This is a genomic window from Paractinoplanes rishiriensis, from assembly GCF_016862375.1.
GTDB lineage: Bacteria > Actinomycetota > Actinomycetes > Mycobacteriales > Micromonosporaceae > Actinoplanes > Actinoplanes rishiriensis.
The window spans coordinates 72,918-94,347 of sequence record NZ_BOMV01000078.1; the positions used below are offsets into that span (position 1 = coordinate 72,918).

The window sequence follows — 21,430 nt, forward strand, 5'->3', positions numbered from 1 at the left end:
CGGATGGAGGAACACATGAACCACCGTCGTGACATCGGCCTGGCCGTCATCGGCTGCGGCACGGTCGGCCGGATCCGGGCCAGGATCGCCCGGGACCATCCCGGGGTGGGCTGGCTCGGCCTGTGCGACCGGGACGAGGCGGTCGGCAGCAAACTGGCCGCCGACACCGCGGCCGACCTGTTCACCACCGACTTCGCCGAACTGATCGCGCGGCCCGAGGTGGACGCGGTGATCGTGGCCACCGACGAGAACGAGCACGAGGCACCCACCACCGCGGCGGCCCGGGCCGGCAAGGCGCTGTTCATCGAGAAACCGCTGGCCACCTCCGCGGTGGGATCGGCCCGGGTGCTGGCCGGGATCGAGGCGGCCGGCGTGCCCGCGGTGATCGGCTACACCCAGCGGTTCCGGCGCCGCTTCCTGGCCACCAAGGCCAAGCTGGAGGCCGGCGCGATCGGCGAGGTGACCACGGTGGTCACCCGGGCCTTCATGAACCGGATGGTGCCGCTGGCCACGCTCCGCCGCACCCGGCAGCGGGCCACGCTCACCCCGATCGTGGTGTCCGGCACGCACAGCGTCGACCTGTGCATGTGGCTCATGCAGGGCCGCACCCCGGCCACCGTGTACGCGCGGTCCACCGACCGCAGCCTCGGCGAGCACGGCACCAAGGACGCGACGCTGGCCATCGTCACGATGACCGACGGCACGATCTGGAGCATGAACATCAGCTGGGCGCTGCCGACGGTCTGGCCCGGTTCGGTGTACGGGCTGGAGATCGGCATCGTCGGCACCGACGGCATCCTGGACATCGAGGACACCCATCGCGACACGGTGCTGGCCTCGGAGCACGCCCAGCCGGCCGGGTACGCGCCCGAGGGTTTCGCGGCCGGCGCGCCCCGGCACGTCGACTTCCTGACCTCGTATCCACCCGGCGACCTGTGGGCCGGCCAGCTCTGGGGCCCGATGCGCGAGGAGACCACGTCCTGGCTCACCAGCCTGGTCACCGGCCTGCACACGCCGCACGCGCCGGCCGCCGACGGCCACCGCAACCTGCTGCTCACGATGGCGATGGACCTCTCCGCGAAGCGCGGCGCCGAGGTCAGCTGGCCGGTCGACCCGGCCGAACTGGACGGAGAACTCCAGTGATCAATGTAGGCGTCATCGGCACCGGGTGGTGCGGCGGCATCCGCGCCGAGACGGCCGCGGCCAGCCCGTACGTCAAAAATCTGCACATTGCCGAAACCCGCCCGGAGAGGTTGGCCGAGGTCGCGGCGGCAGTGTCGCCGGCCACGGCGACCGCCGACTACAAGGAGTGGCTCGACCGGGTGGACGCCGTCATGATCTCGGCGACGCCGGAGACCACGCACTACCCGATGGCCCGCGACTGCCTGGCGGCCGGAAAGCACGTGCTGCTGGAGAAGCCGATCGCCCTGACCCTGGACGAGGCCGACGAGTTGATCGCGCTGGCCGCCCGGCAGGGCCTGAAGTTCGCGATCGGCTACTCGCAAAGATTCAACCCCAAGCAGGCGTACGTGCGGCAGTGCGTCGCCGACGGCACCCTGGGCGCCCCGGTCAGCGCCCTGGTGAGCAGGCACATCACCCGCAACCTGGGCCGGAAGATCGGCGGCCGGATCCGGCTGTCCCCCGCGGCGATGGAGGCCACCCACGACATCGACTTCCTGATGTGGTGCCTGCGTCCCGCCCGCCCGGTGCGGGTGTACGCCCAGGAGGTGCGCCGGGTGATGGCCGGCACCCATCAGGTCCCCGACTGCACCTGGATCACGCTGACCTTCGACAACGGCGTGGTGGCGGTGATCGGCGCGGGTTGGATCCTGCCACCCGGCTACCCGAACTTCGCCACCACCCAGATCGAGTTCGTGGGCGCCGACGCGGCCCTGCTGATCGACGACAGCCACCGCGACATAGTCCTGAACCGGATGGACGGCGGCGCGGTCTTCCCCCTGTCCACCATGCCCGGCGAGCGGGTGGGCCACGTGTACGCGGGCCCGATGCACGCCGAGACGGAGCATTTCCTGGCGGCGGTGGCCCGGGACACGCCGGTGCTGGTGCCGGCGTCCGAGGCCCGCGAGGTCATGCAGGTCTACCTGGCCGCCGACGAATCCGCCGAAACCGGCCTGCCGATCAGCCTGGATCCAACGTGGCGGCCGCCCACCACCGCCGCCGCTCCTGACGGGCCCGCCGCACCCTCCACCGCCGGGCCGGCCGCACCCTCCACCGCCGGGCCGGCCGCACCCTCCACCGCCGGGCCGGCCGGGCTCGATGGCGCCGGACGGCCGGCATGAAGATCGCCAACCTGGCCGGGCGCCTCGCTCTTCTCACCGCGGCCGGCGACGCCGCGCTCGACGCGGCCACCGCCTCAGCGGGGCGTTTCGGGCCGTCGCCCACCACCGCTTTCGACTCCTGGCCCACCTTCACCGCCTGGGCACACATCTCCGACATGTCCGGTGCTAAGGCGTTCAACACGGATGATCTGGGCCCGGTGTCGCCGCTGCCGCGGCAGGTGTTCGCGGTCGGCCTGAACTATGTCGACCACACCGCCGAGGCCGGCTTCACCCAGCCCACCCAACCCATGATCTTCACAAAGTTCCCGTCGTGCCTGCACGGCCCCCGCGGCGACATCCCCCTGCCGGCACCGGCATCCGACATCTCGGTCGACTGGGAGGTCGAGCTCGTCGTGGTGATCGGAGTCTTGGCCGACCGAGTGGCCCCGGACGACGCGTGGGCGCACGTCGCCGGGCTGACCGTCGGGCAGGATCTGTCCGAGCGCGACCTGCAGATGCGGGGAGCGCCGCCGCAGTTCAGCCTGGCCAAGTCCTATCCGCGGTTCGGGCCGATCGGGCCGCATCTGACCACCCTGGACGAGGCCGGTGACCCCGGCGACCTGACGCTGACGTGCACGCTCAACGGTGAAATGGTGCAGAACGGCAATACCCGGGACATGGTTTTCGACGTTCCGGCGCTGGTCGCGTACCTCTCCTCGGTTTGCCCTTTGTTTCCGGGCGACCTCATCTTCACCGGGACGCCGCCCGGCGTGGGAATGGGCCGGAAACCGCCGCGTTATCTGGAACCGGGCGACATTTTGGAGAGCAGGATCGACACATTGGGCACGATGCGCCACCGTTGCGTATAGCCTGTGACGTGCTACTTCTGGCGGGAAGCACATAGACGCACATCAATTAAATGGTTAGCGTGATCGGCATCCTTTGCACCGGCTTCCGGAGGTTGCCCATGATCCGCTCCGCCAAGGCGTTGGTCGCGACGATTGCCGTCGCACTGATCGGTGCCGTCGCACCCGCCACGTCCGCCCAAGCGGCGCCCTTTTACGACGTCAACGTCGTGACGGCCAACGGCTCCGGCTGCCCCGCTTCGACCGCCACCGCCAAGGTCAACCCGGACGGCTCGTTCACCATTGACTTCAGCGGCTACTACGCCTGGTCCGGCGGCGAGGCCCCACCCACCGACTTCCGGCGCAACTGCCAGTTCGCGCTCGAGATCACCCACCCCAGCGGGATCACGTACGCCGTGGAAAGCGCCCGGTACAGCGGCTTCGTCCTGCTGAACGACGGCGCCTCCGGCATCCAGGCGGCCCGCTACTACCACCAGGGCCAGACCGCCACGCTGTCCGGCAGCCACACCTTCACCGGCCCGCTGGCCGAAACCTACGACACCGCGGACGTCTTCGCACCGGCCCACCAGGTCTTCGCCACCTGTGGTGTGCAGCGCCTGCTCAACATCAACACCGAACTGCGCCTGACCCCGCAACCGGGCGCCGAGCAGTTCAACGCCCTGGTCCTGGACCGCAGCATCACCGTCGACCTGGCCTGGAAGCGCTGCGCCTGACCCCTGTGGTTCGATCGTCCGATGAGCACGATCATCAAGTTCTTCGTAGCCCCGGACGACGAGGTCGCCGCCGGTGTCGCCAAGGGCGGCCCCGGCGACGACCTCAACCCGGCCGTCTACGGCAACTTCGATGTCTGGACGGCGCTCGGCGAGTGGGACACCATCCTGACCGGCGCCGGCGCCGACAACACCGACGTGGTGAGCGACGATGGCGACCCGCTGGTGCTGGCCGCCTCCCCCACCCTGACCGCCGCCCTGGCCGGTGCGGACGCCGCCACCGTCGCCCGGACCGGCGAGCGGTGGCGCACCCTGCGTGCCGACGAGGGCGAGGACTTCGACGAGGAACTGGTCCACGACCTGCTCACCGAGATCGCCGGCCTGGCTGCGGCGGCCAGGCGGACGGATGGTGACCTCTACTGCTGGGTTTGCTGAGCCGCTCGGCCGCCCCCGGCGCCGGGCCCCCGGCGCGTCAGGCCGGCTTGCGGGCGACCCCGATCAGGTTGTGCAGCGGACGCGCGTCGCCCGGGTCGGTGTGCCAGGTCGTCACGTCGACCAGGCCGGGCTCGACGAACTCGAGGCCGGTGAAGTAGCTCGCGATCTCCTCGGGGCTGCGCATCGCGTACGGCGGATTTGCCGTTGCGTTCCAGATCTTCATGACCTCGTTGAGCTCGGGGTTGGTGTTCGTGCCGTCCACCACCACCAGGTAGCTGCCCGGCGCCAGCCTGTCCATGATGCGGCCGATCACGGTGCAGGCCTCGTCGACCGTCGGCAGGTGGGCCAGGATGCCGGACAGCATCAGCACCACCGGCTTGCTGAAGTCGAGGGTGCGGCCGGCCTCCCGCAGGATCGTCTCGTGGTCGCGCAGGTCGGCGTCGATGTAGTCGGTGGCTCCGCCGGGGCCGCTGGTCAGCAGCGCGCGGGCGTGCACGAGCACCAGCGGGTCGTAGTCGACGTAGACGATGCGCGCCTCGGGGTTGGCCTGCTGCGCCACCTCGTGCGTGTTGTTCGTGGTGGGCAGGCCGGTGCCGATGTCGAGGAACTGGTTGACGCCCGCCTCGCCGGCCAGGTAGTGCACGGCCCGGTTGAGCGCCGCGCGGTCGCCGCGGGCGATGTCCACGATGATCGGGTATTCCTGGGCGATCTGGTCGCCGAGGGCGCGGTCGACGGCGTAGTTGTCCTTGCCGCCGAGCCAGTAGTTCCAGACCCGGGCCGTCTGCGGGACGGTGGTGTCGATCTTTACCGGCTGTCCCTGGTAGGACAGGTGCGTTTCCTCAGTCATCGTTGCCGCCCCTCATCGCACGACCGCCCATTGTGGATGGCCCAGATTACCTGTCCTCGTTACATGTCCTCGATGATGCCGGTGAGGATCGGAATGGTCCGCTGCAGCGGCGCCGCCTCGACGAACAGGCGGTTGACCACGTCGAAATAGAAGTCGACGTCGTCCCGGCCGTCCAGGTAGAGCGCGCTGTTGAGCTGCTCCAGATACACCACATCGGGCAGTTCCTCCTGCGGGAACCGCAGGATGGTGAAGGACCCGCCGGGTGCGGCGTGGCCGCCGGCGTCGAGTGGCAGAACCTGCAGCCGTACGTTGGGCATCTTGGTCACGACGCCGATCAGCGACTCGATCTGATCCCGCATCGCCTGCCGGCCGCCCACCGGACGTCGCAGGGCCGCCTCGTCCACGACCGCCCACAGCTTCGGCGGGTCCGGCCGGGTCAGGATCTGCTGCCGCGCCATCCGCAGCCGCACCTTGCGGGCGACCTCGTCCGGCTTGGTGATGCCGGGGCCGAGCGGCACGACCGCGCGGGCGTACTGCTCGGTCTGCAGCAAGCCGGGCACGAATTGGACCTCGTACGACCTGATCAGTGACGCGGTGGCCTCGAGACCCAGGTAGCGCTGGAACCAGTTCGGGGTGACGTCGCTGTACGAGTTCCACCAGTTCGGCGCGTTCGCCTCCCGGACGCGCGCCAGCACCGCCCCGCGCTCCTCGTCGTCGTGCACGCCGTACAGGGTCAGCAGGTCGAGGACGTCGCGCTCCTTGAAGCTGACCCGGCCCAGCTCCATCCGGCTGATCTTGGATTCCGAGGACCGGATCGGCTCGCCGGCGTCGGCCCTGGTCAGCCCGCTGTCCTCGCGCAACCGCCGCAGGTGGGCACCGAGCAGAATGCGCATGGCGGTAGGCCCGTCACCCACGCCGTCCTGCCGCCGTGTCCCGCCCACCACGCACCTCCGGGTTCCGCCCCCGGCGCCCAGCATGCCACCGACGTCCGATTAGATCCACAAGGTCACGATCTGGTCACTGCAGATAGAGAACGGCCAGCGCGGTCGCCAGCACACCCAGTAACAGCCGCAGCGCACGTTCGGGCACCCGGGGTTGCAGGCGCGCCCCCAGGTAGCCGCCGATCAGCCCGCCCGCGCCGCACAGCAGCCCCAGCGTCCACTCCGGAGCGATGTCACCCGGCGTGGTCAGCGCCAGCACGCCGTAGGTGGCAGCACCCACGATCGAGGTCACGAACGTGCAGGCCAGTGCCGCCGGGGCGAGGCCGGTCATCGCGATGCCCCGCCCGGCCAGGATCGGTCCGAGGAGCGAGCCGCCCCCGATGCCGTAAATGCCACCCACAGTGCCAACTGCCAAACCAAGACCGAGGATGGTACGCCGAGGCAGCGGTGGCCGGTCCCGCGTGCCGGGCCGGGCCGCGCGCACGATCAGCCACAGCCCGAGTGGCAGCAGCACCACCGCGACCACCAGCCGGAACACCTGCGGGCCCGGGATGGCGAACACCCGTACGCAGGCACCGGCAATCACCCCCGGAACCGTGCCCGCCAGCAGCAGCCGCGTCAGCGGCCCGGCCAGTTGCCCGGCGCGACGGTAGCGGAGCAGCGCACCCGGACCCGCCACCACGTTGTAGAGCAGGTTGGTGGGCGTCACCGCCGGGCTGGGCACCTGCAGCAGGCTGAGCTGGACGGGCAGCAGGAAGACCGCCCCGGACACCCCGACGGGCGCGGTGACCACCGAGATCAGCAGGCCCGCGGCGAACCCGGCCAGCCCGGTCTGCCAATCCACGGCGGTAACCCTAGGCGGAGGCGTGCGTATCCGGCTGCGACTCGCGTCACCGGCGATCGGCGGGCACCACCGATTTCCGGAAGCCGCTACGATGTCGGGCGCGCTGTCGGCAAGCATCACGGGGGAGGACGCGCAGATGAGTTTGTACGGATATGCCAACACTGACCGGGAAGGTCCCGAGGAACGGCTCGCGCGGATCGCTTCCTCGGCCCGATCGATCAGCCGGGTGCTGCGGTCGGCCACGCGGTCGGGCGTACGGCATCAGGGTAGTGACGGCACCGGACTGGTGACCATGTCGGCCGACGGGTCGGGGCGGGTCGAGTCCATCCACATCGACCCGTCGTGGTTCCAGCGGCACACCGCGACCGCGCTGGGACCGGCGATGTTCGAGGCCTACCAGGCCGTGATGACCGAGGTCATGACGGCCAGTGTGGAACAGATGGAGGAGGCCGAGCGCGAGGAGGCCCAGCGTCCGCCCGACGAGCCGGCGCCGGACGCCTACACCGGCCGGCCACAGGACTTCCACGCGCCCACCTTCGACGACGTCCGCGCCGCGCTGCGTGACCTCGAGGAACGCCAGTACATCCGGGAGTACCAGCGCCAACGCCGGGCGTCGGGGCAGGGCGAGGAGCAGACCGTGTACGGGCCGTACCGGCTGGCCGCGGTGACCGTGCGCGGCGGTGACGTCGCCGAGATCACGATTCCCACGCCGGTCGGCCGCGACCGCGTCAACGTATTGGCCCAGGACACCGTCCGCGCGCTCCAGATGGTCCGCGCCGGCGAGACGGAGGCATGAGATGCCCGGCGACAACGAAGAGATCAGGGTTGTTCTCAGCGCGTTCGAGGCCGAGGCCAAGAAGTGGGAGGAACTCGCCGACCTGATGCTGGCGGCGAAAAACAAGATCACCCCGCTGACGCTCGAACCCAGCGCCTTCTTCTGCGGCAACCCGGCCAGCGCCGTGCTGCTGTCCCAGACCTACGACGAGATCCACGGCCTGCTGGTCACGCTGACCACGGCGGCCGAGGCCGAGTTCGACCAGATCGCCGGCGCCCTGCGGATCGCGCGCGACGAGTACGACGGCACCGACAACACCAGCGCCGCGGCGTTCGTCCGCATCTACGGGGAATAGGGGACCGCGAGATGGCACCGGAAACCGACCAGGCCTCCGCGGAGAGCACCCTCCAGGCGGCGACCGACAAGCTCCGGACCGAGATCGACCGCATCGACCCGGAGTACCGCAAGTTCGTCGAAAAGATCAACTCGGTGATGATGCAGGCGTCGTTCATCTCGCCGGTCGGCGCCTGGCTGTTCAGCAAGAAGGTCAAGGGCGCGCTGGACGACCTGCACGGCAAGCTCGAGGACGCCGCCGACGAGATGATCAAGTATCTGGAGCAGGCGGCGCCGGTGTTCGCGCTGATCGGCCGCGGCTTCACCTATCTGAACGCCGTGCTGCCCGACCTCAGCGGCATGACCGGCACCGCCCGCGACATCCGGCCGAACGCCCTGCACACGTGGGGCGGCGACGCCGGCCGCGCGTACTCGGAGAAGCGCCAGGGGCAGTCGAAGGCGATCGAGGGCACCGGCGGCATCGTCAAGGACACCGGCCAGTGGCTGGTCGACGTGGCGGCGCTGAACGCCAAGTTCCTGGTCGACATCACCCAGCCGCTGATCGACCTGGTCGAGGCGATCATCGAGGGCGCCATCGAGCTGAGCACGGTCATCGGCGTGCTGGAGGCGATCGACACAATCGCGGCCGCAATCGCCGACTGCCTCGGCGCGGTCCTCGAGATCCTCAAGGAGGCCACCAAGCACATGGTCGACAGCATCACGTCGCTCGCCGCGGCCCGCGCCATCCTGAACGACAACAGCGTCTACCCCGCCGGCAACTGGCCGCAGGCCGTCAACCGATGAATCCGCTGCTCGCCGCGGTGGCGGCCGTAGTGCTGGCCGCCCCGCCGAGCACCGCTCCGGCCGGTCAGTGGCATCTGGACCGGATTGGGGTCCCTCAGGCGCAGGCGGTCTCCCAGGGCGACGGCGTGCTGGTCGGGATGTTCCTGGCCTCGGTCGACACCACGCTCCCGGCGCTCGGCGGCCGGGTCCGCCCCGGCAAGTACGTCGGTTCCGGCGGCGAGATCAAGGACCGTCCGGCGAGCGCCGACACCGAGGCCGGCAAGGAGGCGAGCACCGCGCTGGCCGGCCTGGTGGTCGCCCAGGGCACCGGCGGCGTGCTGGGCGTCGCCCCCAGGGCCGAAATCCAGCCGATCAACGGCCCGGTCGGCGAGGAAAAGGTGTCGCAGGCGCTGCGCTGGCTCACCGACCAGGGCGCCAAGGTCATCGACATGTCCGGCGGCTTCACGGTCGACAAAGACACCAAGAGCATCGACGGCGTCAACTACGCACTGTCCAAGAACGTCGTGGTCATCCTCGACGCCCGGCAGGCCGACCGCCTCGACCGCGACGCGACGACCGGCGTGCTGGTCGTCGGCGGCGTCACCGAGAAGGGCGAACGCGACAGCGGCGACTCGTTCGACAGCCGGATCGACCTGTCCGCGCCCGGCGCCACGCTCGGCCTTCAGGGCGTGACCGGCCCGGTCGCCGCGCAGGGCGACCAGCAGGCGTCCGCGATCACGGCCGGCGTGGCGGCGCTGATCCTGGCGAAGGACCCGCAGCTGTCCGCGCCGTCGGTGCTCGACCGGCTGATCGGCACGGCCAAGGACGCGGGGCCGGCCGGCAAGGACAGCACGTTCGGCGCGGGAGTGGTCGACGCCGCGGCGGCTGTGACGGCCGATCGCGTGCCGGTGGCGGAAAATCCGCTGGGCGATCCCGGTCCGCCCGAGGGTGACGGCCTGCCCGTCATCCTGGTCGGCGCGGCCGTGGCGGTCGCCGCGGTCCTGCTGGTGGTGGTGTTGTGGCTGGTACTGCGGCGGCGTCGCCGCAGCTGAGCGAGGTCCTGCCCCGGTCGGCACCGGCCCGCGGCACGGCCGGACGTCGCCTGGCTAAAAGTTGATGCGCCTGCCCGGCCGGCTGACTACCGTCCGGGCGTGGCCCACACCTATCCCCCGCTGAACGTCGAGATCCGCACGCCGCGCCTGACCCTCGCCGGCGCGTCCGACGACCTGCTGGAACGTCTCGTGCCGCTGGTCCGGGCCGGGATCGCCGACGCCGAGCCGTGGCCGTTCGACGACCCGATGTCGTTCTACGCCGACAACCCGGAACGCGAATGGCGTTGGCTGCGCGGCATCTGGGCCGGCCGTGCCCGGGTGACCCCGGATGCCTGGCGGCTGTACTTCGCCGTGGTCGTCGACGGCGAACCGGTCGGGATGCAGGACCTGGTCGGCACGAACTTCACCCGGTTCGGCACGGTGTCGAGCTTCTCGTGGCTGGCTCCCGGCCGCCGCGGGCAGGGGCTCGGCCGGGAGATGCGGGCGGCGATCCTGCACCTGGCCTTCGCCGGACTGGGCGCCCGCGAGGCCGGCAGCGACGCCTTCGTCGACAACGAGGCGTCCAACCGCATTTCCCGAGCGCTGGGCTACGAACCGAACGGCACCGACTGGGACACCCGCCGCGGCGAGCCCGCCCGCATCCAGCAGTGGCTCCTCACCCGCGAGGCGTGGGAGAGGACCCGCCGGGACGACATCGAACTGACCGGCGTCGAGGAGTGCCGGCCCGTCCTGGGCATACCCTAAGCGGGCCGGGCGATCCGTCGCATGCAGGTGACGTGGGCGCTGATGTCCACGGTCACCACCTCCCAGCCGCGGCCCTCGAGGAACTCCACGGCGGACAGCATCTGGTCGGGCGGCCCGTTGTTGCCGGTCTTGAGCCGGAACCCGGAACGCCCCGACATCACCGACGACAGCGACGGCGTGATGTAGATGTACCGGAACGGATAGCCGTCGAGCGACACCCGGCCGGCCAGGATGTCGTCGGCGGAGAAGATCCGGGGCGGGCGCTGCTGCATGGTCACCACTATGCCCCATCCGGCAAAATGGCCCGCACCCCTGCCGCCGGCAGCACGAAGTAGTAGCCACCGCCGAACGGCAACAGGTATTTCTCCAGTGCCTCCCCCGCCAGCCGCCGCTGGATGGTGGCGAACCCGCGCTCCACATCCCGCTGGTAGCAGACGAAGATCTGCCCCGCGTCGTCCACTCCCGCCACCTCGGGCGTGCGCCGGTACGAGTAGCCACGCCGCAGAATCCGGTGCGCCTCGCTCTCCGGCGTCCGCGGGTTGGCCAGCCGGATGTGCGCGTCCACCGCGATCTGGTCCCCGCCGAGATCCGGTGCGTCCGTGACCCGTTCCCCACCCAGCGGCGCCCCGGTGTCCTTCTTGCGGCCGATCACCCGTTCCTGCTCGGCCACCGGGTCGGAGTCCCACGACGGCATGGCCATCCGGATCAGCCGCACCACCTGGTAGGTCCCGCCCACACACCAGTCCGGCTCGCCGTCCCCCGGCTGCACCCACACCAGCCGGCTCATCAGGTCCCGATCGGCGGCGTCCGGGTTGCCGTCCCCCTCCCGAAAACCAAACAGATTCCGTACGCCCGCCCCATGCCCCACCGGATGAAACCCGTCGATGCTCCACCGCCGACGGAGCCCCGGCACGGCAATCCGCGGCAGCCCCTCGGCGTTGTCCCCCACGACCTGCACCAGCAGATCACCGTGACACCACTGCGGATCCAGCACGTCCGCCCGGAAGGCCGGCATCTCGGTGAGCAGCCGCGGCTTGGCCAGCGCAAACCGCCCGTCGAACAGCGACGCTCCCACCCCGACGGTAGCCGCCACGCCGGCCAGGCGTTCCTCCAGCGCCTGCAGCGTCCCACGCAGATCGTTTCCGATGACGTCGTACGCCGTAAGCACCGCGGCCCGGCGCACCGGCGCAACCACAACCGCGTTCCCGGTGCGGACCGGGAGGTCCACGGGTGGCGGGGCGGGCACCGGCGGCCGGGCCTCGGCACAGCCGGCGACCACCCCGAGTCCCGTGGCCGCCAGCAGCGTGCGACGCTTCATCGCGCCGTCGTCCCGAGCAGGTCAGCCGACATGTGACGGCTCATCGCGCCGGTCATCTGCCGGCGGCGAGCCGGCGTTCCACTGCCACGCGGGCCGATGGTGCCGGTGGGTGTTCGACGTAGAGCAGGCGGTTCGGTGAGCCGGACAGCGTCGCCGGGGCGATCGCGTTCAGCGTGGCCGAGCCGACCAGGGCCGCGTGCACCTGCGCCGGGGTGAGCGCCGGCTGGTCGGCGAGCAGCAGCGCGGCCGCGCCGGCGACATGCGGCGACGCCATCGACGTGCCCCGCAGCACCCGGACCGCCGAGTCGGTGGCGTTGTGCGCCGAGCGGATCTCCTGCCCGGGCGCGAACAGGTCGACGCACGTCCCGTAGTTGGACCCGGGCTGGGTGCCGCCCCAGCCGGTGGCCCGCTCGTTGATCGAGTTGCTGGCCGCCACCGTGATCACCGCGGGCACCGCGGCCGGGCTGTAGTTGCAGGCGTCCGCGTTCCAGTTGCCGGCCGAGGCCACGTACGTGTACCCGGCGTTGATCGAGTTGGTGACCGCGGTGTCCATCGCCGGCGACCGCCCGCCACCCAGGCTCATGTTGACCACCGCCGGTTTCACGCCGTTCTGCGTGATCCAGTCGATGCCCGCGATGATCTCGCTGTTCAGGCCCTGGTTGTTGCATCCCAGCACCCGCACCGACACCAGGCTGGCCCGGTTCGCGATGCCGAACGTCACGCCGCCCACCGTCCCGGCCACGTGCGTGCCGTGCCCCTCGGTGTGGCAGTCCTGCCCGTTCCACCCGTCCTCGACGGTGTCGACGCCCACCGACGCCCGCCCGCCGAACTGGCTGTGCGTGGTGCGCACCCCGGTGTCCATCACGTAAGCCGTCACGCCGGCGCCGGCCGAATCCGGGTAGACGTAGAGGTCGTCCAGCACCGAGGACCGCTGGTCGACCAGGTCGAGGTTCCACAGCGGGTAGTAGCGCGCCTCGGCACCGTAGGAGATCGCGTCCGCCTCGACCCGGGCCACCTGCGGATCGGCCGAGAGACGCCGGGCCTGCGCCTCGGTGGCCCGCAGCGCGAAGCCGTTGAGGGCCTTGCGATAGGTCCGCACCGCTTCCCCGCCGTACCGGGTGGCGACCGGCGCGGCGGCCAGCGCGGCCGGCCCGGCGGTCGCCTTCAGCGTGACGATGTAGCGGTCCTTGACCACCGTGGCGCCGGCGGGCACGTACACCGGTCCGCCGGCCGGCGCGGCCGCCACCGGCGTCCCGACGGCCAGCAGCCCGGCCACCAGGGCGGCGGCGCCCAGCACGCGTCTATTGCCCCTGTCCATTGCGTCCTCCCCCGTGGATTGGCATGTACTCCGCGTTCAGCCCCGGACGACGCCCTCGTAGATCTCGTCGCACCGGTCCGGGTCCATGGTCAGATAGCCCTCGTCGTCGACCGAGAACGCGCCGGCCCGGTAGCAGCGGATGTGGTAGTCCACCATCTGCTCGACGCTCTCGTACTCGATCTCGGTCGGCTCCCCGATGAGCACCCCGGCGATCCGGAGCGGGCCGCCGTCCTCCCAGACCGCCGCCTTGAGATCGCCGCTGGGGCCGCCCAGCAGCGGGATCCACTGTGGCCCCAGCACCGGATCGCCCTCGTAGTAGGTGCGCGCCTCGGCGGCCTCCGCGAGGGACAGCGGGTTGTATCCGGGGATCAGGTTGACGTCGTCCTGCAGCTGCCCCGGCTCGGACCGGACACCGTTGCACCAGCCGAACCACGTGCCGACCTCGTCCGGGACCGACGGGCCGAGAAACGCCTCCACCTCGGGCCGGGACAGTCCGGGCAGGAGCAACCGGGCCACTGGTCTGTCCAGGTCGCGGACGATCGCCACCAGTTCCGTCAAACGTTCCGTCAGCATCGTTTTGCCCCCGTTCGTCAGCGGACGCGCACATAGTAGCGGTCACCGTTGGCCACCCCGTTGTCTCGCAGGAAGGGCCACAGCGAGTCCCGGCCGTGCGACGTGTTCTGGCCGCGGTTGATCAGTCGGAGCTGGGCGCCGGCGCCGCCCTCCCTGGTCGAGGCGAACGGGTATTCCTCCCAGGACAGACCGGGTGCCAGCGAGTCCGGACGGGGCTGGCCCCGCTGAGCGGCATTGCGGTTGGCGTCGATGTTGTTGCGGCCGGTCAGCCGCGTGACGATCGGGCTGTGCCCGTTCCGGATGGCGTTCTGGAAGTTGTCGGCCACGTCCGGGTAGCGGCTCCGGTCGATCTCGTGGACCGGCAGGACCTCGGTCTGACCGTCGCAGCCGACCACGAAGATCTTGGGTGCGGTGTTGTGGACGAGTACCGGCTGGTCCCCGACCACCACGTAGTACGTGTGCAGGTCGTCGACCGTGAGGTTGTGGACCCGTTGCTCGGCGGTCCGCTGCTGGACCGCGGTGACCTGGACGTAGGTGCCGGAGCCGGTCCGCAGCAGGTCACCCGCGCGCAGGTCCTTCGCCTCGCGCCACTCGCCCGGCCGGGCCGCCCAGAACGGGTGGCCGTCGGTGGCCGTCACCGTGCCGTCCGCCCGACCGTCGCTGTCGGTGTCCACGGAGATGTCGACCAGGCTCTTCTGCCCCTCGCCGGTGATCAGGGCGGTCACCGTGCGGGCGCCGGTGTAGCCGGACTCGGCGTCGCCGGCCAGGACCTGGTCGCCCGGTTCGACGTCGGCGATCCGCTTGCGCGAGCCGTCCGCCATCTGCACGAGCGTGTCCGGCGTGAAGCTGTTCGGGACCCGGCAGGTGCCGCTGCCGGGCTTGCCGGCCCGGGTGCCGAGCGGGTCGGTCAGCGCGGTCGGCTGGTTCAGGGCGTAGGTGTGCGGGTTGATCTCGCCCGACGTGATGCCGATCGGGTCCTCGCTGATGAACCGCTGGAGAACCGGGCTGTAGTACCGCGACCGGTAGTAGTAGAGCCCGGTGCCGTCGTCCTCGCGCCCGGTGAACCGGTACGGGTTGCCGCCGTCGTCACCGGTCACCGTGGTGCCGCCGAACGGGTCGTAGCTGTACTGCGCCCCCGCGCCGGTCGCGTCCACCAGCCCGACCGTGTTGCCGACGCCGTCGGTGAGGTACCGCTTGCTGGTGCCGCCGGACTCGCGCAGCAGCCAGCCGTCGGTGCCGCCCGCTGTCATGGTCGCGGTGACCGCGCCGTTCACCTTCTCCTGCACCGGGTTCGCCCCGTCGTACAGGTAGTTGGTGGTGGCGCCGTTGACGGTTCGTTCGATGCGGCGGCCGTCGGTGGTGTACCCGAACGTGGCCGCGTAGCCGGTGCGGGACAGCCCGGTCAGCTCGCCCCGGTTGTTCCAGTCGAAGGTCGTGACGCCGTCCGAGGTGAGGTTGCCGTCGGCGTCGTACTCGACGTCGGCGCCGTTGACGGTGTCGATCCGGTTGGCGGCGTCGTAGGTGGCCGGGCCGAACTCGGCGGGCAGTTCCCCGCGCGAGTAGCTGCCGGTGGTGCGGATCGGCAGGCCGGCGGCGTCGTACTCGTACGCGAGGTCGCCGAGCACCGTCGTGCCGTTCCGGTAAGTGATGGTCTTGACCTGGCCGGCCTCGTTGTAGGTGTAGGTCTGGCTGATGCCCGACCCCGGAGCGCCGACCCGCTCCGGCCGGCCGACGGCGTCCCGGCTGACCGTGCTGACCGCCGTGCCGCCCTGCTGGATCTCGGCCAGGGCGCCGGTGACGTCGTACAGGTGCCGCGTCGCGGACCGGCCCGCGATGGTCATGGTCCGGTCCCGGACCGCCGTGTCGAACGCGTACGTGACCGTGCCCTGCGGCGTGGTCTCGCTCTTGACCCGGTCGAACTCGTCGTAGTCGAGCGTGGTCACGCCGGACACCGAGTCGGTCGTGGTACGCACCCGGTCGGCCAGGTCGTAGGTGTAGTCGACGGTGCTGGTGCCGCCGATCCGGGTCTGCTTCGCGCGGTCCAGTTCGTCGTAGTCGTGCTCGGTCACGACCTGCCGGCGGCTGGTGTGCTTCTTCAGGTTGCCGTTCTGGTCGTACTCGAAGACGTCCGCCTTCTCGAGCGGATCGGTGATCTTCGAGACCAGATCCATCGCGTTGTAGTCGTAGATCGTCAGGCCGTCGCGCGGGTCGGTCACCCGGTGCAGCAGCGAATTCGCGTTGTACTCGAACGACGTGGTCCGGCCGACGGCATCGGTGACCGAACGGACCTTGCCGTTGCTGGCCCACACGGTGTCGGTGACGGCACCGCGACCGTCTTTCTCGTGGACCGGCCGGCCGATCGCGTCGAATCCGGCCCGGGCCACGCGCCCGGCCGGGTCGGTGAGTGCGATCGGGTCGGCGCCGGCGTAGTCGTACCTGGTCTCCTTGAGCGCCGGATCGATCTCCTTGGTGATCAGGCCGGCGGCGTTCACCTCGTACCCGGTCTTGCGGTTCAGCGGGTCGGTCACGCTCTTGGTGGCGCCGCGCGCGTCGAGTTCGAGGATCGTGCTCTTGGTGAACGTGTCGGTGTACTTGGTCAGCTCGCCGTGCGGCCCGTTGCGCTCGAACACCTCGGACCGCGCCTTCGTGGTGCCGTCCAGATAGGTGATCTTGCTGACCTGGCCGCGCGCGTCGTACTCGTACTTGGTACGCCGCTGGAGCGCGTCGATCTTGGCGACCGGCCGCACACCGGACGCGTCGTACTCGGTGGTGATCGTCTGCTCGTTCGGCGTGCCGAGCGCACGGGTGTCGGTGAGCGCGGATCCCTTGCTGTTGAAGGTGAACCGCTGGACGAAGCCGCGCGGGTCGGTCACCCGGGTCTCGGTGATGACGTTGTTGACCAGCGTGTAGTCGAAGACCGTCAGCCCGTTGTCCGCGGCCTTCTGCGTCTTCACCCGCCCCGCGGTGTCGTACTCGTTGACCAGGATCTCGTTGCGCCGGGCGTCGATGATCGACTTGAGCCGGCCGGCGGTGTCCCAGGTGTACTCGGTGACGCCGTTGTCCGGGTTGGTCACCGTCTTGAGGTGGTTGGTGGCGTCGTAGGTGTAGCTGACCTTCCGCCCGATGTTGTCCTCGATCGAGGTGATCTTCGGCGGGTTGGCCTGGTCGTAGCCGAACCTGACCCACCGGCCACTCGGCGAGGTGATCTGAGTGACCGCGCCGTTCTGGCGGACCTTGCCGTCGGTGCCCGGAGCCGCGGTGGCCCGGGTGATCGTCGTGGTGTTGCCGAACTTGTCGCGGATCTCCTGGATCGGCGACTCGTCGCCGAGCACGAAGACCGTGCCGTCGCGCAGCGTGACGTCCCAGCCGTCGCCGTTCCAGGCCACCGTGGAGCCGTCGTACCGGGTCGGGGTCGGGTCCGCCTTGAAGATCGCACCGGCGTAGTCGTTGCCGGGCGACGTGCGGGTGTAGTGGACCTTGCTGCCGTCCGGCTGGATCAGGTCGAACTGCTGGAAGTCGAAGCTGCCGATCTGGCCGGGCGACCAGGGGAACATCCCGTAGTCGAAGTTCACCCCGACGCCGAAGGCCCGGGTGTCGACATCACCCTGCTGGTAGGTGCGCTTGATCTCGATCGGCATGACGTCGTCGACGGCCAGGTCGACGGTCTGCTCGATCAGCAGCCCGGTCGACGGGTCGACCGGGTCGGCCACCCGGCTGCCGTTCGCGATCGGGGCCCGCAGCGCCGGGTTCATGCCGGGCACCGCGGTCATCGCGCCGGTCAGGCGGTAGAACTTGACCTCGGGGTCCGGGATGATCTGCTTGCCGTTCTTGGAGACCGTGCCCAGCCCGTACAGGTGCCAGCCTTTGACGTCCGGGTCGTAGTTCCAGAACTGGGTGCGGGTGCCCGGCGCCTCCTTGGTGTAGTTCGGGTAGATGATCCGGGCGCCCTCCGGGAAGAGCACTCCGCCGCCGGGCTGCACCGAGAAGTAGACCGGCACCCGGGTGGGCGGCAGCGGGAACGGCGGGCGGTCGATCGGGATCGGCGTGAGGCTCAGCTCGTGGGCCACCTTGCCGTCGGCGTCCCGGATCACGGTGCCCTTCGGGATATGCACCTCGAGGCCCGGGATCGCCCTGGTGGTCAGCACGATCTCGCGATTGGTCGGGCTCGGCACCGAGACCGTGCTCGCCTTGTCAATCTTGGGAAGAAAGACGGTGTACGGGAGGACGAGCACCCGACCCTTGGCCACGTCCATGCCGATGTCGAACACGCCGTACTCGGCCTTGTCACCGCCGCCGGTGCGGCCGTCCACGCGCAGCGCGAGGTGCCCGGCCGGCACCCCGGACAGGGCGAACCGGCCGTCCGCCCCGGTCTTGGCACTCTTGCCGCGGGCGCTGACCGTGACGCCGCGCAGCGGGGTGCCGTCGGTGTCGAGCACCCGGCCGACCACGCCGGTCACGCCGACCGGGAACTGGAGTGCCCGGGCCCGGGTCGGCGCCGGTGCGCGCCGGGTGGACCAGTCGACGCCGGCCAGGTTCTGGGCGTCCGGGGTCCAGCCGGTGTCCTCACAGGCCGGCGTGATCTCCGGTTGCGGCGCCGGAACCGGAACCGGCGCGTTGCCGGCCTGCATGGCCGGTGCGCCGAGCGCCGGACGTTGTTCCGCGCCGGTCGCGCAGCTGGGCAGCACGGTGCCCGCCGAGCCGGCCTCGGCCTTGAACGGCACCTTGCTCGGCGCCGCCGCGGTGACCCGCGGCTGCACCGCCATGTCGAACGAACCGGTCGTGCCGTTGCCGGGGTCAAAGATCAGGGTGTACGTGCCGGCGGTGGTCAGCGTCGGCAGGAGTTCGGTGAAGAACGCCATCCGCCAGCGGCGAGCCAGCACCGTGCCGGCCGGGTCGATCACCGTGAAGTAGATCGTGTTGCCGCCGAGGTTGAGGTTGGTCAGCGTGATCTGGGTGCGCTGCGCGGCCGCCCCGTCGAACGTCATGAGCCCGTTCTGGCCGGGCCGGGTGATCACGAAGTTCTTCGGTGCCCCGCCCAGATCGGCCTTGCCCACGTTGAGCTCGGTCGACAGCAGCAGGCGGTACGCACCGGTGGCGGCCAGGTGCGGGGTCAGCTCGATCCGGTAGGTGCCGGTGGCCGGCAACGCCGGCAGGTCGATGCCGTACCGCAGGTCGATGGTGCCCCAGAAGTCGAGCTGGGCGTTGTCCGGCTTGTAGATCCGGGTCAGCACGAAGTCGATGTCGCCCTGGGCACCGAAGGACAGCCGTTGCCCCTGGGTGCCGTTGAACGTCGCGATGATCCGCTGGCCGGGCAGCGACACGCTCGCGTCGGTCGCCGGTGCGTCCGGTGCGATCACACCGACGTTGCGCGGCTCGGCGGCCACCACGGACAGCGATCCCTGGCCGGCGGATTCCGGGTCGACCTGGAGCCGGTACTTTCCGGTCACCGGCAGCGAGGTGACGTCGATGCTGCGACCGGTGCCGAGCGAGACCAGGAAGCCGTCCGGCTTGTACAGCCGCAGGTTGACCTCGCCGGGCAGCGAGCGGTCGGTGGTGCCGAGATAGAGCGGGCGGCCCTGCACGCCGTTGAAGTCGAGCCAGACGTCCCGGCCGGGCCGGTCCACGGTGACCGTCTTCTTCGAGTTGACCAGCAGCTCGCCGCCCTCGGCCCGGGTGGACAGCCAGGCCTTGAGGCTGCCGACCGACTGCCAGCCGGTGAGGAAGATGCTGTGCGTGCCGGTCTTGCGCAGCGTCGGGATGTCCCGCGACTCGGCCCAGCCCGTCTCGAGGGTCACCTGCACCTCGTCCGGCTCGACCATGATGCCGCCCGGGTACGCGGGGCGGTCGTTCTGCTGCAGCGTGTTTTCCGTGTAGCCGAGCTGGAGCACCTGCCCGGTGGTGCCGCTGAACGGCAGCCGGACCGACTGGCCGGGCCGTTGGATGCTGACCGGCGCGGCGGCCCCGTTGACCGCGAGCGTGGACCCCTCGATCGCGGTGGACAGCCAGACCCGCCCGAAGCCGAGTTCGTTGGCGCCGAACGTGATCGACAGCTTGAAGGTGCCGGTCTGCTTCGGCTTGAAGACCATCGTGGGGATGTACCGGGTCAGCGACGCCTGCCAGGTGAAGACCGAGTTGTCCGGCGCGGTCACCTTGACCACGTACGTGTTCGCCGGCTCGCTGATCTCGGTGAGGCCGAAGCTCATCCACTGGTTGGCGGAGGCCGCGAAGGTGGTCTCGAACGTCTGCTGCGGCACGGTGATCTGGAACGGCACACCGGAGCCGTCGGCGGTCAGCCGCGCACCGGTCAGCGTGTTCGAGGCGGTGATCCGCACACTGCCGGCCGCGCCGTCGTTGGGCTTGACGACCAGGGCGTACGTGCCGGTGGCGGTCAGCTTGGGCAGATCCTGGCTGAGCGGGCCGCCGGCCCACAGGTCGAGCGGGTCACCCAGCACGCCGCGGGCGAAGTTCCCGCCGTACGGCTGGTAGAACCACAGGCCCGACCGCACCGGGATGGTGTTGTTGTCGAACTTGAGGTTGACGCTCTCGCCGGCCACCCCGTCGATCAGCACCAGCGCCGACTTGCCGGCCGGGACGGTCGCGGTCAGCGCCGCGCTGCCGGCCTTGATGCGCCCGGCGGTGACCAGGTCGCGCATCACGAAGCCGCGCGGGGCCACGAAGAAGTCGGCCGGGCTCTCCGCGGTGCCGCCCGGCGTGCGCACCGAGACCTTGCCGGACTGGGCAGCCGCCGGGACCCGCACCTTGAGCGTGCCGGCGTCGGCCTCGACCACCTGCGCCACGGTCTGGTGGAACCGCACCACGTTGTGGGCCCGGTCCGGATCGAAGCCGGTGCCGGTGATGGTGACCAGGTCGTTCTTGTTGCCGCGGTCGGTGGACAGCGCGGTGATGCCGGGCACCGGCGCGCCGGCCTCGATCCGGAACGGCCGGGGCGCCGTGGCGGACCGGCCGCCCACCTCGACCCGCACCACACCGTCGGTGGCACCGGACGGGATCTGCACCTGCAGCCGCCCGGTGGTGGCCCGCGAGACGGTCGCCGCGATGCCGTCGACGGTCACCGCGTTGTCGCCGGCCGTCGCGCTGAACCCGGTGCCGCCGATCTCCACCGACGACCCGGCCGGCCCGCGCGCCGGCACCAGCGCGAAAACGGCGAGCGCACCGAGCGCGAGCCGCTCGGTGCGCTCCAGGTTGCCGGCGTCGTCGTAGCGGTACGCCGCGGAGCCGGTGGCCGGGTCGGTGACGCCGGCAAGCTGTCCCGCCGCGTCGTAGAAGAAGTCCCGCGGCCCGGCCGCCGCGGCGGCAGCCTTGGGCGCGGCGGCGGCAGCCTTGGGCGCGGCCGCGGCGGTCTGGGCCTGGTGCGCGGTGGGCTCGTGCGCCGCGGCCGGACCGGGCAACCCGGCGATCGCGACGGCGACCACGGTCACCAGGGCTAGTAGGCGAGAAGGCACGCGAAAATGGCGCGGCGAACGCATTGATCCCCCCGAAAGATCAAACATAAAGCCGACGGACGACGGGTCGCCAATTGCGGCTTCGCCATCGACCGACGTGACCGTATCCGATGCGCCACGCTCCGCGATGCCCCGTTTTCACGTGATGC

The 21,430-nt window shown here is 70.6% G+C and carries 18 protein-coding genes; 10 read left to right on the forward strand and 8 right to left on the reverse strand.

Annotated features, from left to right (window positions below):
* The first annotated feature begins 15 nt into the window (after window positions 1-15).
* The 5 genes from Ari01nite_RS37115 (at window position 16) to Ari01nite_RS37135 (ending at window position 4,290) form a co-directional block, all read left to right on the forward strand.
* Window positions 16-1,143 carry a Gfo/Idh/MocA family protein gene (locus Ari01nite_RS37115; protein ID WP_203787233.1) on the forward strand — a complete coding sequence of 376 codons (1,128 nt, stop codon included), beginning with the start codon at window positions 16-18 and terminating at the stop codon, window positions 1,141-1,143.
* Window positions 1,140-2,300 (forward strand): Gfo/Idh/MocA family protein, encoded by a 1,161-nt coding sequence (locus tag Ari01nite_RS37120; protein ID WP_203787235.1) that lies wholly within the window; start codon window positions 1,140-1,142, stop codon window positions 2,298-2,300. Before Ari01nite_RS37115 ends, Ari01nite_RS37120 begins: the two co-directional genes overlap by 4 nt.
* Window positions 2,297-3,148 (forward strand): fumarylacetoacetate hydrolase family protein, encoded by an 852-nt coding sequence (locus tag Ari01nite_RS37125; RefSeq protein WP_203787237.1) that lies wholly within the window; start codon window positions 2,297-2,299, stop codon window positions 3,146-3,148. Before Ari01nite_RS37120 ends, Ari01nite_RS37125 begins: the two co-directional genes overlap by 4 nt.
* Before the next feature lie 98 nt (window positions 3,149-3,246).
* Entirely contained in the window at window positions 3,247-3,858 is a 612-nt protein-coding gene (locus Ari01nite_RS37130; protein ID WP_203787239.1) for a DUF4360 domain-containing protein, read from the forward strand.
* A 21-nt stretch (window positions 3,859-3,879) separates the two neighbouring features.
* On the forward strand, window positions 3,880-4,290 hold the full coding sequence (locus Ari01nite_RS37135) for a hypothetical protein (protein WP_203787241.1): 411 nt from the start codon (window positions 3,880-3,882) through the stop codon (window positions 4,288-4,290).
* 37 nt (window positions 4,291-4,327) lie between these two features.
* Here Ari01nite_RS37135 and Ari01nite_RS37140 read toward each other — a convergent pair whose 3' ends face one another.
* The 3 genes from Ari01nite_RS37140 to Ari01nite_RS37150 all read right to left on the reverse strand — a co-directional run bounded on the left by Ari01nite_RS37140 (window position 4,328) and on the right by Ari01nite_RS37150 (window position 6,922).
* On the reverse strand, window positions 4,328-5,137 hold the full coding sequence (locus tag Ari01nite_RS37140; RefSeq protein WP_203787243.1) for an SAM-dependent methyltransferase: 810 nt from the start codon (window positions 5,135-5,137) through the stop codon (window positions 4,328-4,330).
* A 59-nt stretch (window positions 5,138-5,196) separates the two neighbouring features.
* A complete protein-coding gene (locus tag Ari01nite_RS37145) occupies window positions 5,197-6,030 on the reverse strand; it encodes a Sco1979 family transcriptional regulator (RefSeq protein ID WP_239163343.1) in 834 nt (277 codons plus the stop codon).
* Between the two features lie 124 nt (window positions 6,031-6,154).
* Complete coding sequence (locus Ari01nite_RS37150) at window positions 6,155-6,922, reverse strand: sulfite exporter TauE/SafE family protein (RefSeq protein WP_239163335.1); 768 nt, start codon at window positions 6,920-6,922, stop codon at window positions 6,155-6,157.
* Between the two features lie 136 nt (window positions 6,923-7,058).
* Between Ari01nite_RS37150 and Ari01nite_RS37155 the strand changes: the two genes are divergently transcribed.
* From Ari01nite_RS37155 to Ari01nite_RS37175, 5 genes are all read left to right on the forward strand, one after another.
* A complete protein-coding gene (locus Ari01nite_RS37155) occupies window positions 7,059-7,718 on the forward strand; it encodes a YbaB/EbfC family nucleoid-associated protein (RefSeq protein ID WP_203787249.1) in 660 nt (219 codons plus the stop codon).
* 1 nt (window position 7,719) lies between these two features.
* Complete coding sequence (locus tag Ari01nite_RS37160) at window positions 7,720-8,052, forward strand: hypothetical protein (protein WP_203787252.1); 333 nt, start codon at window positions 7,720-7,722, stop codon at window positions 8,050-8,052.
* Window positions 8,053-8,063: 11 nt separating this feature from the next.
* Window positions 8,064-8,834: a hypothetical protein gene (locus Ari01nite_RS37165; RefSeq protein WP_203787254.1), complete on the forward strand. Its 771-nt coding sequence runs from the start codon at window positions 8,064-8,066 to the stop codon at window positions 8,832-8,834.
* Entirely contained in the window at window positions 8,831-9,865 is a 1,035-nt protein-coding gene (locus tag Ari01nite_RS37170) for a S8 family serine peptidase (RefSeq protein WP_203787256.1), read from the forward strand. The genes Ari01nite_RS37165 and Ari01nite_RS37170 overlap by 4 nt, the downstream gene beginning before the upstream one ends.
* Before the next feature lie 99 nt (window positions 9,866-9,964).
* Window positions 9,965-10,609 carry a GNAT family N-acetyltransferase gene (locus Ari01nite_RS37175; RefSeq protein ID WP_203787258.1) on the forward strand — a complete coding sequence of 215 codons (645 nt, stop codon included), beginning with the start codon at window positions 9,965-9,967 and terminating at the stop codon, window positions 10,607-10,609.
* On the opposite strand, the gene Ari01nite_RS37180 is transcribed toward Ari01nite_RS37175, so the two are convergent.
* The 5 genes from Ari01nite_RS37180 to Ari01nite_RS37200 are packed head-to-tail and all read right to left on the reverse strand — an operon-like array spanning window position 10,606 to window position 21,281.
* Window positions 10,606-10,881 (reverse strand): hypothetical protein, encoded by a 276-nt coding sequence (locus Ari01nite_RS37180; protein ID WP_203787260.1) that lies wholly within the window; start codon window positions 10,879-10,881, stop codon window positions 10,606-10,608. The genes Ari01nite_RS37175 and Ari01nite_RS37180 overlap by 4 nt on opposite strands.
* A gap of 8 nt (window positions 10,882-10,889) precedes the next feature.
* Entirely contained in the window at window positions 10,890-11,927 is a 1,038-nt protein-coding gene (locus tag Ari01nite_RS37185) for a Dyp-type peroxidase (protein ID WP_203787262.1), read from the reverse strand.
* 52 nt (window positions 11,928-11,979) lie between these two features.
* Window positions 11,980-13,245 carry a S8 family peptidase gene (locus Ari01nite_RS37190; protein WP_203787264.1) on the reverse strand — a complete coding sequence of 422 codons (1,266 nt, stop codon included), beginning with the start codon at window positions 13,243-13,245 and terminating at the stop codon, window positions 11,980-11,982.
* 36 nt (window positions 13,246-13,281) lie between these two features.
* On the reverse strand, window positions 13,282-13,818 hold the full coding sequence (locus Ari01nite_RS37195; protein WP_203787266.1) for an SMI1/KNR4 family protein: 537 nt from the start codon (window positions 13,816-13,818) through the stop codon (window positions 13,282-13,284).
* Between the two features lie 17 nt (window positions 13,819-13,835).
* The gene (locus Ari01nite_RS37200; protein ID WP_203787268.1) at window positions 13,836-21,281 is read right to left on the reverse strand and encodes an RHS repeat-associated core domain-containing protein; all 7,446 of its coding nucleotides are present in this window, start codon (window positions 21,279-21,281) and stop codon (window positions 13,836-13,838) included.
* Window positions 21,282-21,430: the final 149 nt, after the last annotated feature.

Coding starts and splice junctions, on each gene's coding strand:
- Ari01nite_RS37115 (WP_203787233.1), top strand. CDS start 16: ATGAACCACCGTCGTGACATCGGCCTGGCCGTCATCGGCTGCGGCACG.
- Ari01nite_RS37125 (WP_203787237.1), top strand. CDS start 2,297: ATGAAGATCGCCAACCTGGCCGGGCGCCTCGCTCTTCTCACCGCGGCC.
- Ari01nite_RS37130 (WP_203787239.1), top strand. CDS start 3,247: ATGATCCGCTCCGCCAAGGCGTTGGTCGCGACGATTGCCGTCGCACTG.
- Ari01nite_RS37135 (WP_203787241.1), top strand. CDS start 3,880: ATGAGCACGATCATCAAGTTCTTCGTAGCCCCGGACGACGAGGTCGCC.
- Ari01nite_RS37140 (WP_203787243.1), bottom strand. CDS start 5,137: ATGACTGAGGAAACGCACCTGTCCTACCAGGGACAGCCGGTAAAGATC.
- Ari01nite_RS37145 (WP_239163343.1), bottom strand. CDS start 6,030: ATGCGCATTCTGCTCGGTGCCCACCTGCGGCGGTTGCGCGAGGACAGC.
- Ari01nite_RS37155 (WP_203787249.1), top strand. CDS start 7,059: ATGAGTTTGTACGGATATGCCAACACTGACCGGGAAGGTCCCGAGGAA.
- Ari01nite_RS37160 (WP_203787252.1), top strand. CDS start 7,720: ATGCCCGGCGACAACGAAGAGATCAGGGTTGTTCTCAGCGCGTTCGAG.
- Ari01nite_RS37165 (WP_203787254.1), top strand. CDS start 8,064: ATGGCACCGGAAACCGACCAGGCCTCCGCGGAGAGCACCCTCCAGGCG.
- Ari01nite_RS37170 (WP_203787256.1), top strand. CDS start 8,831: ATGAATCCGCTGCTCGCCGCGGTGGCGGCCGTAGTGCTGGCCGCCCCG.
- Ari01nite_RS37180 (WP_203787260.1), bottom strand. CDS start 10,881: ATGCAGCAGCGCCCGCCCCGGATCTTCTCCGCCGACGACATCCTGGCC.
- Ari01nite_RS37185 (WP_203787262.1), bottom strand. CDS start 11,927: ATGAAGCGTCGCACGCTGCTGGCGGCCACGGGACTCGGGGTGGTCGCC.
- Ari01nite_RS37190 (WP_203787264.1), bottom strand. CDS start 13,245: ATGGACAGGGGCAATAGACGCGTGCTGGGCGCCGCCGCCCTGGTGGCC.
- Ari01nite_RS37195 (WP_203787266.1), bottom strand. CDS start 13,818: ATGCTGACGGAACGTTTGACGGAACTGGTGGCGATCGTCCGCGACCTG.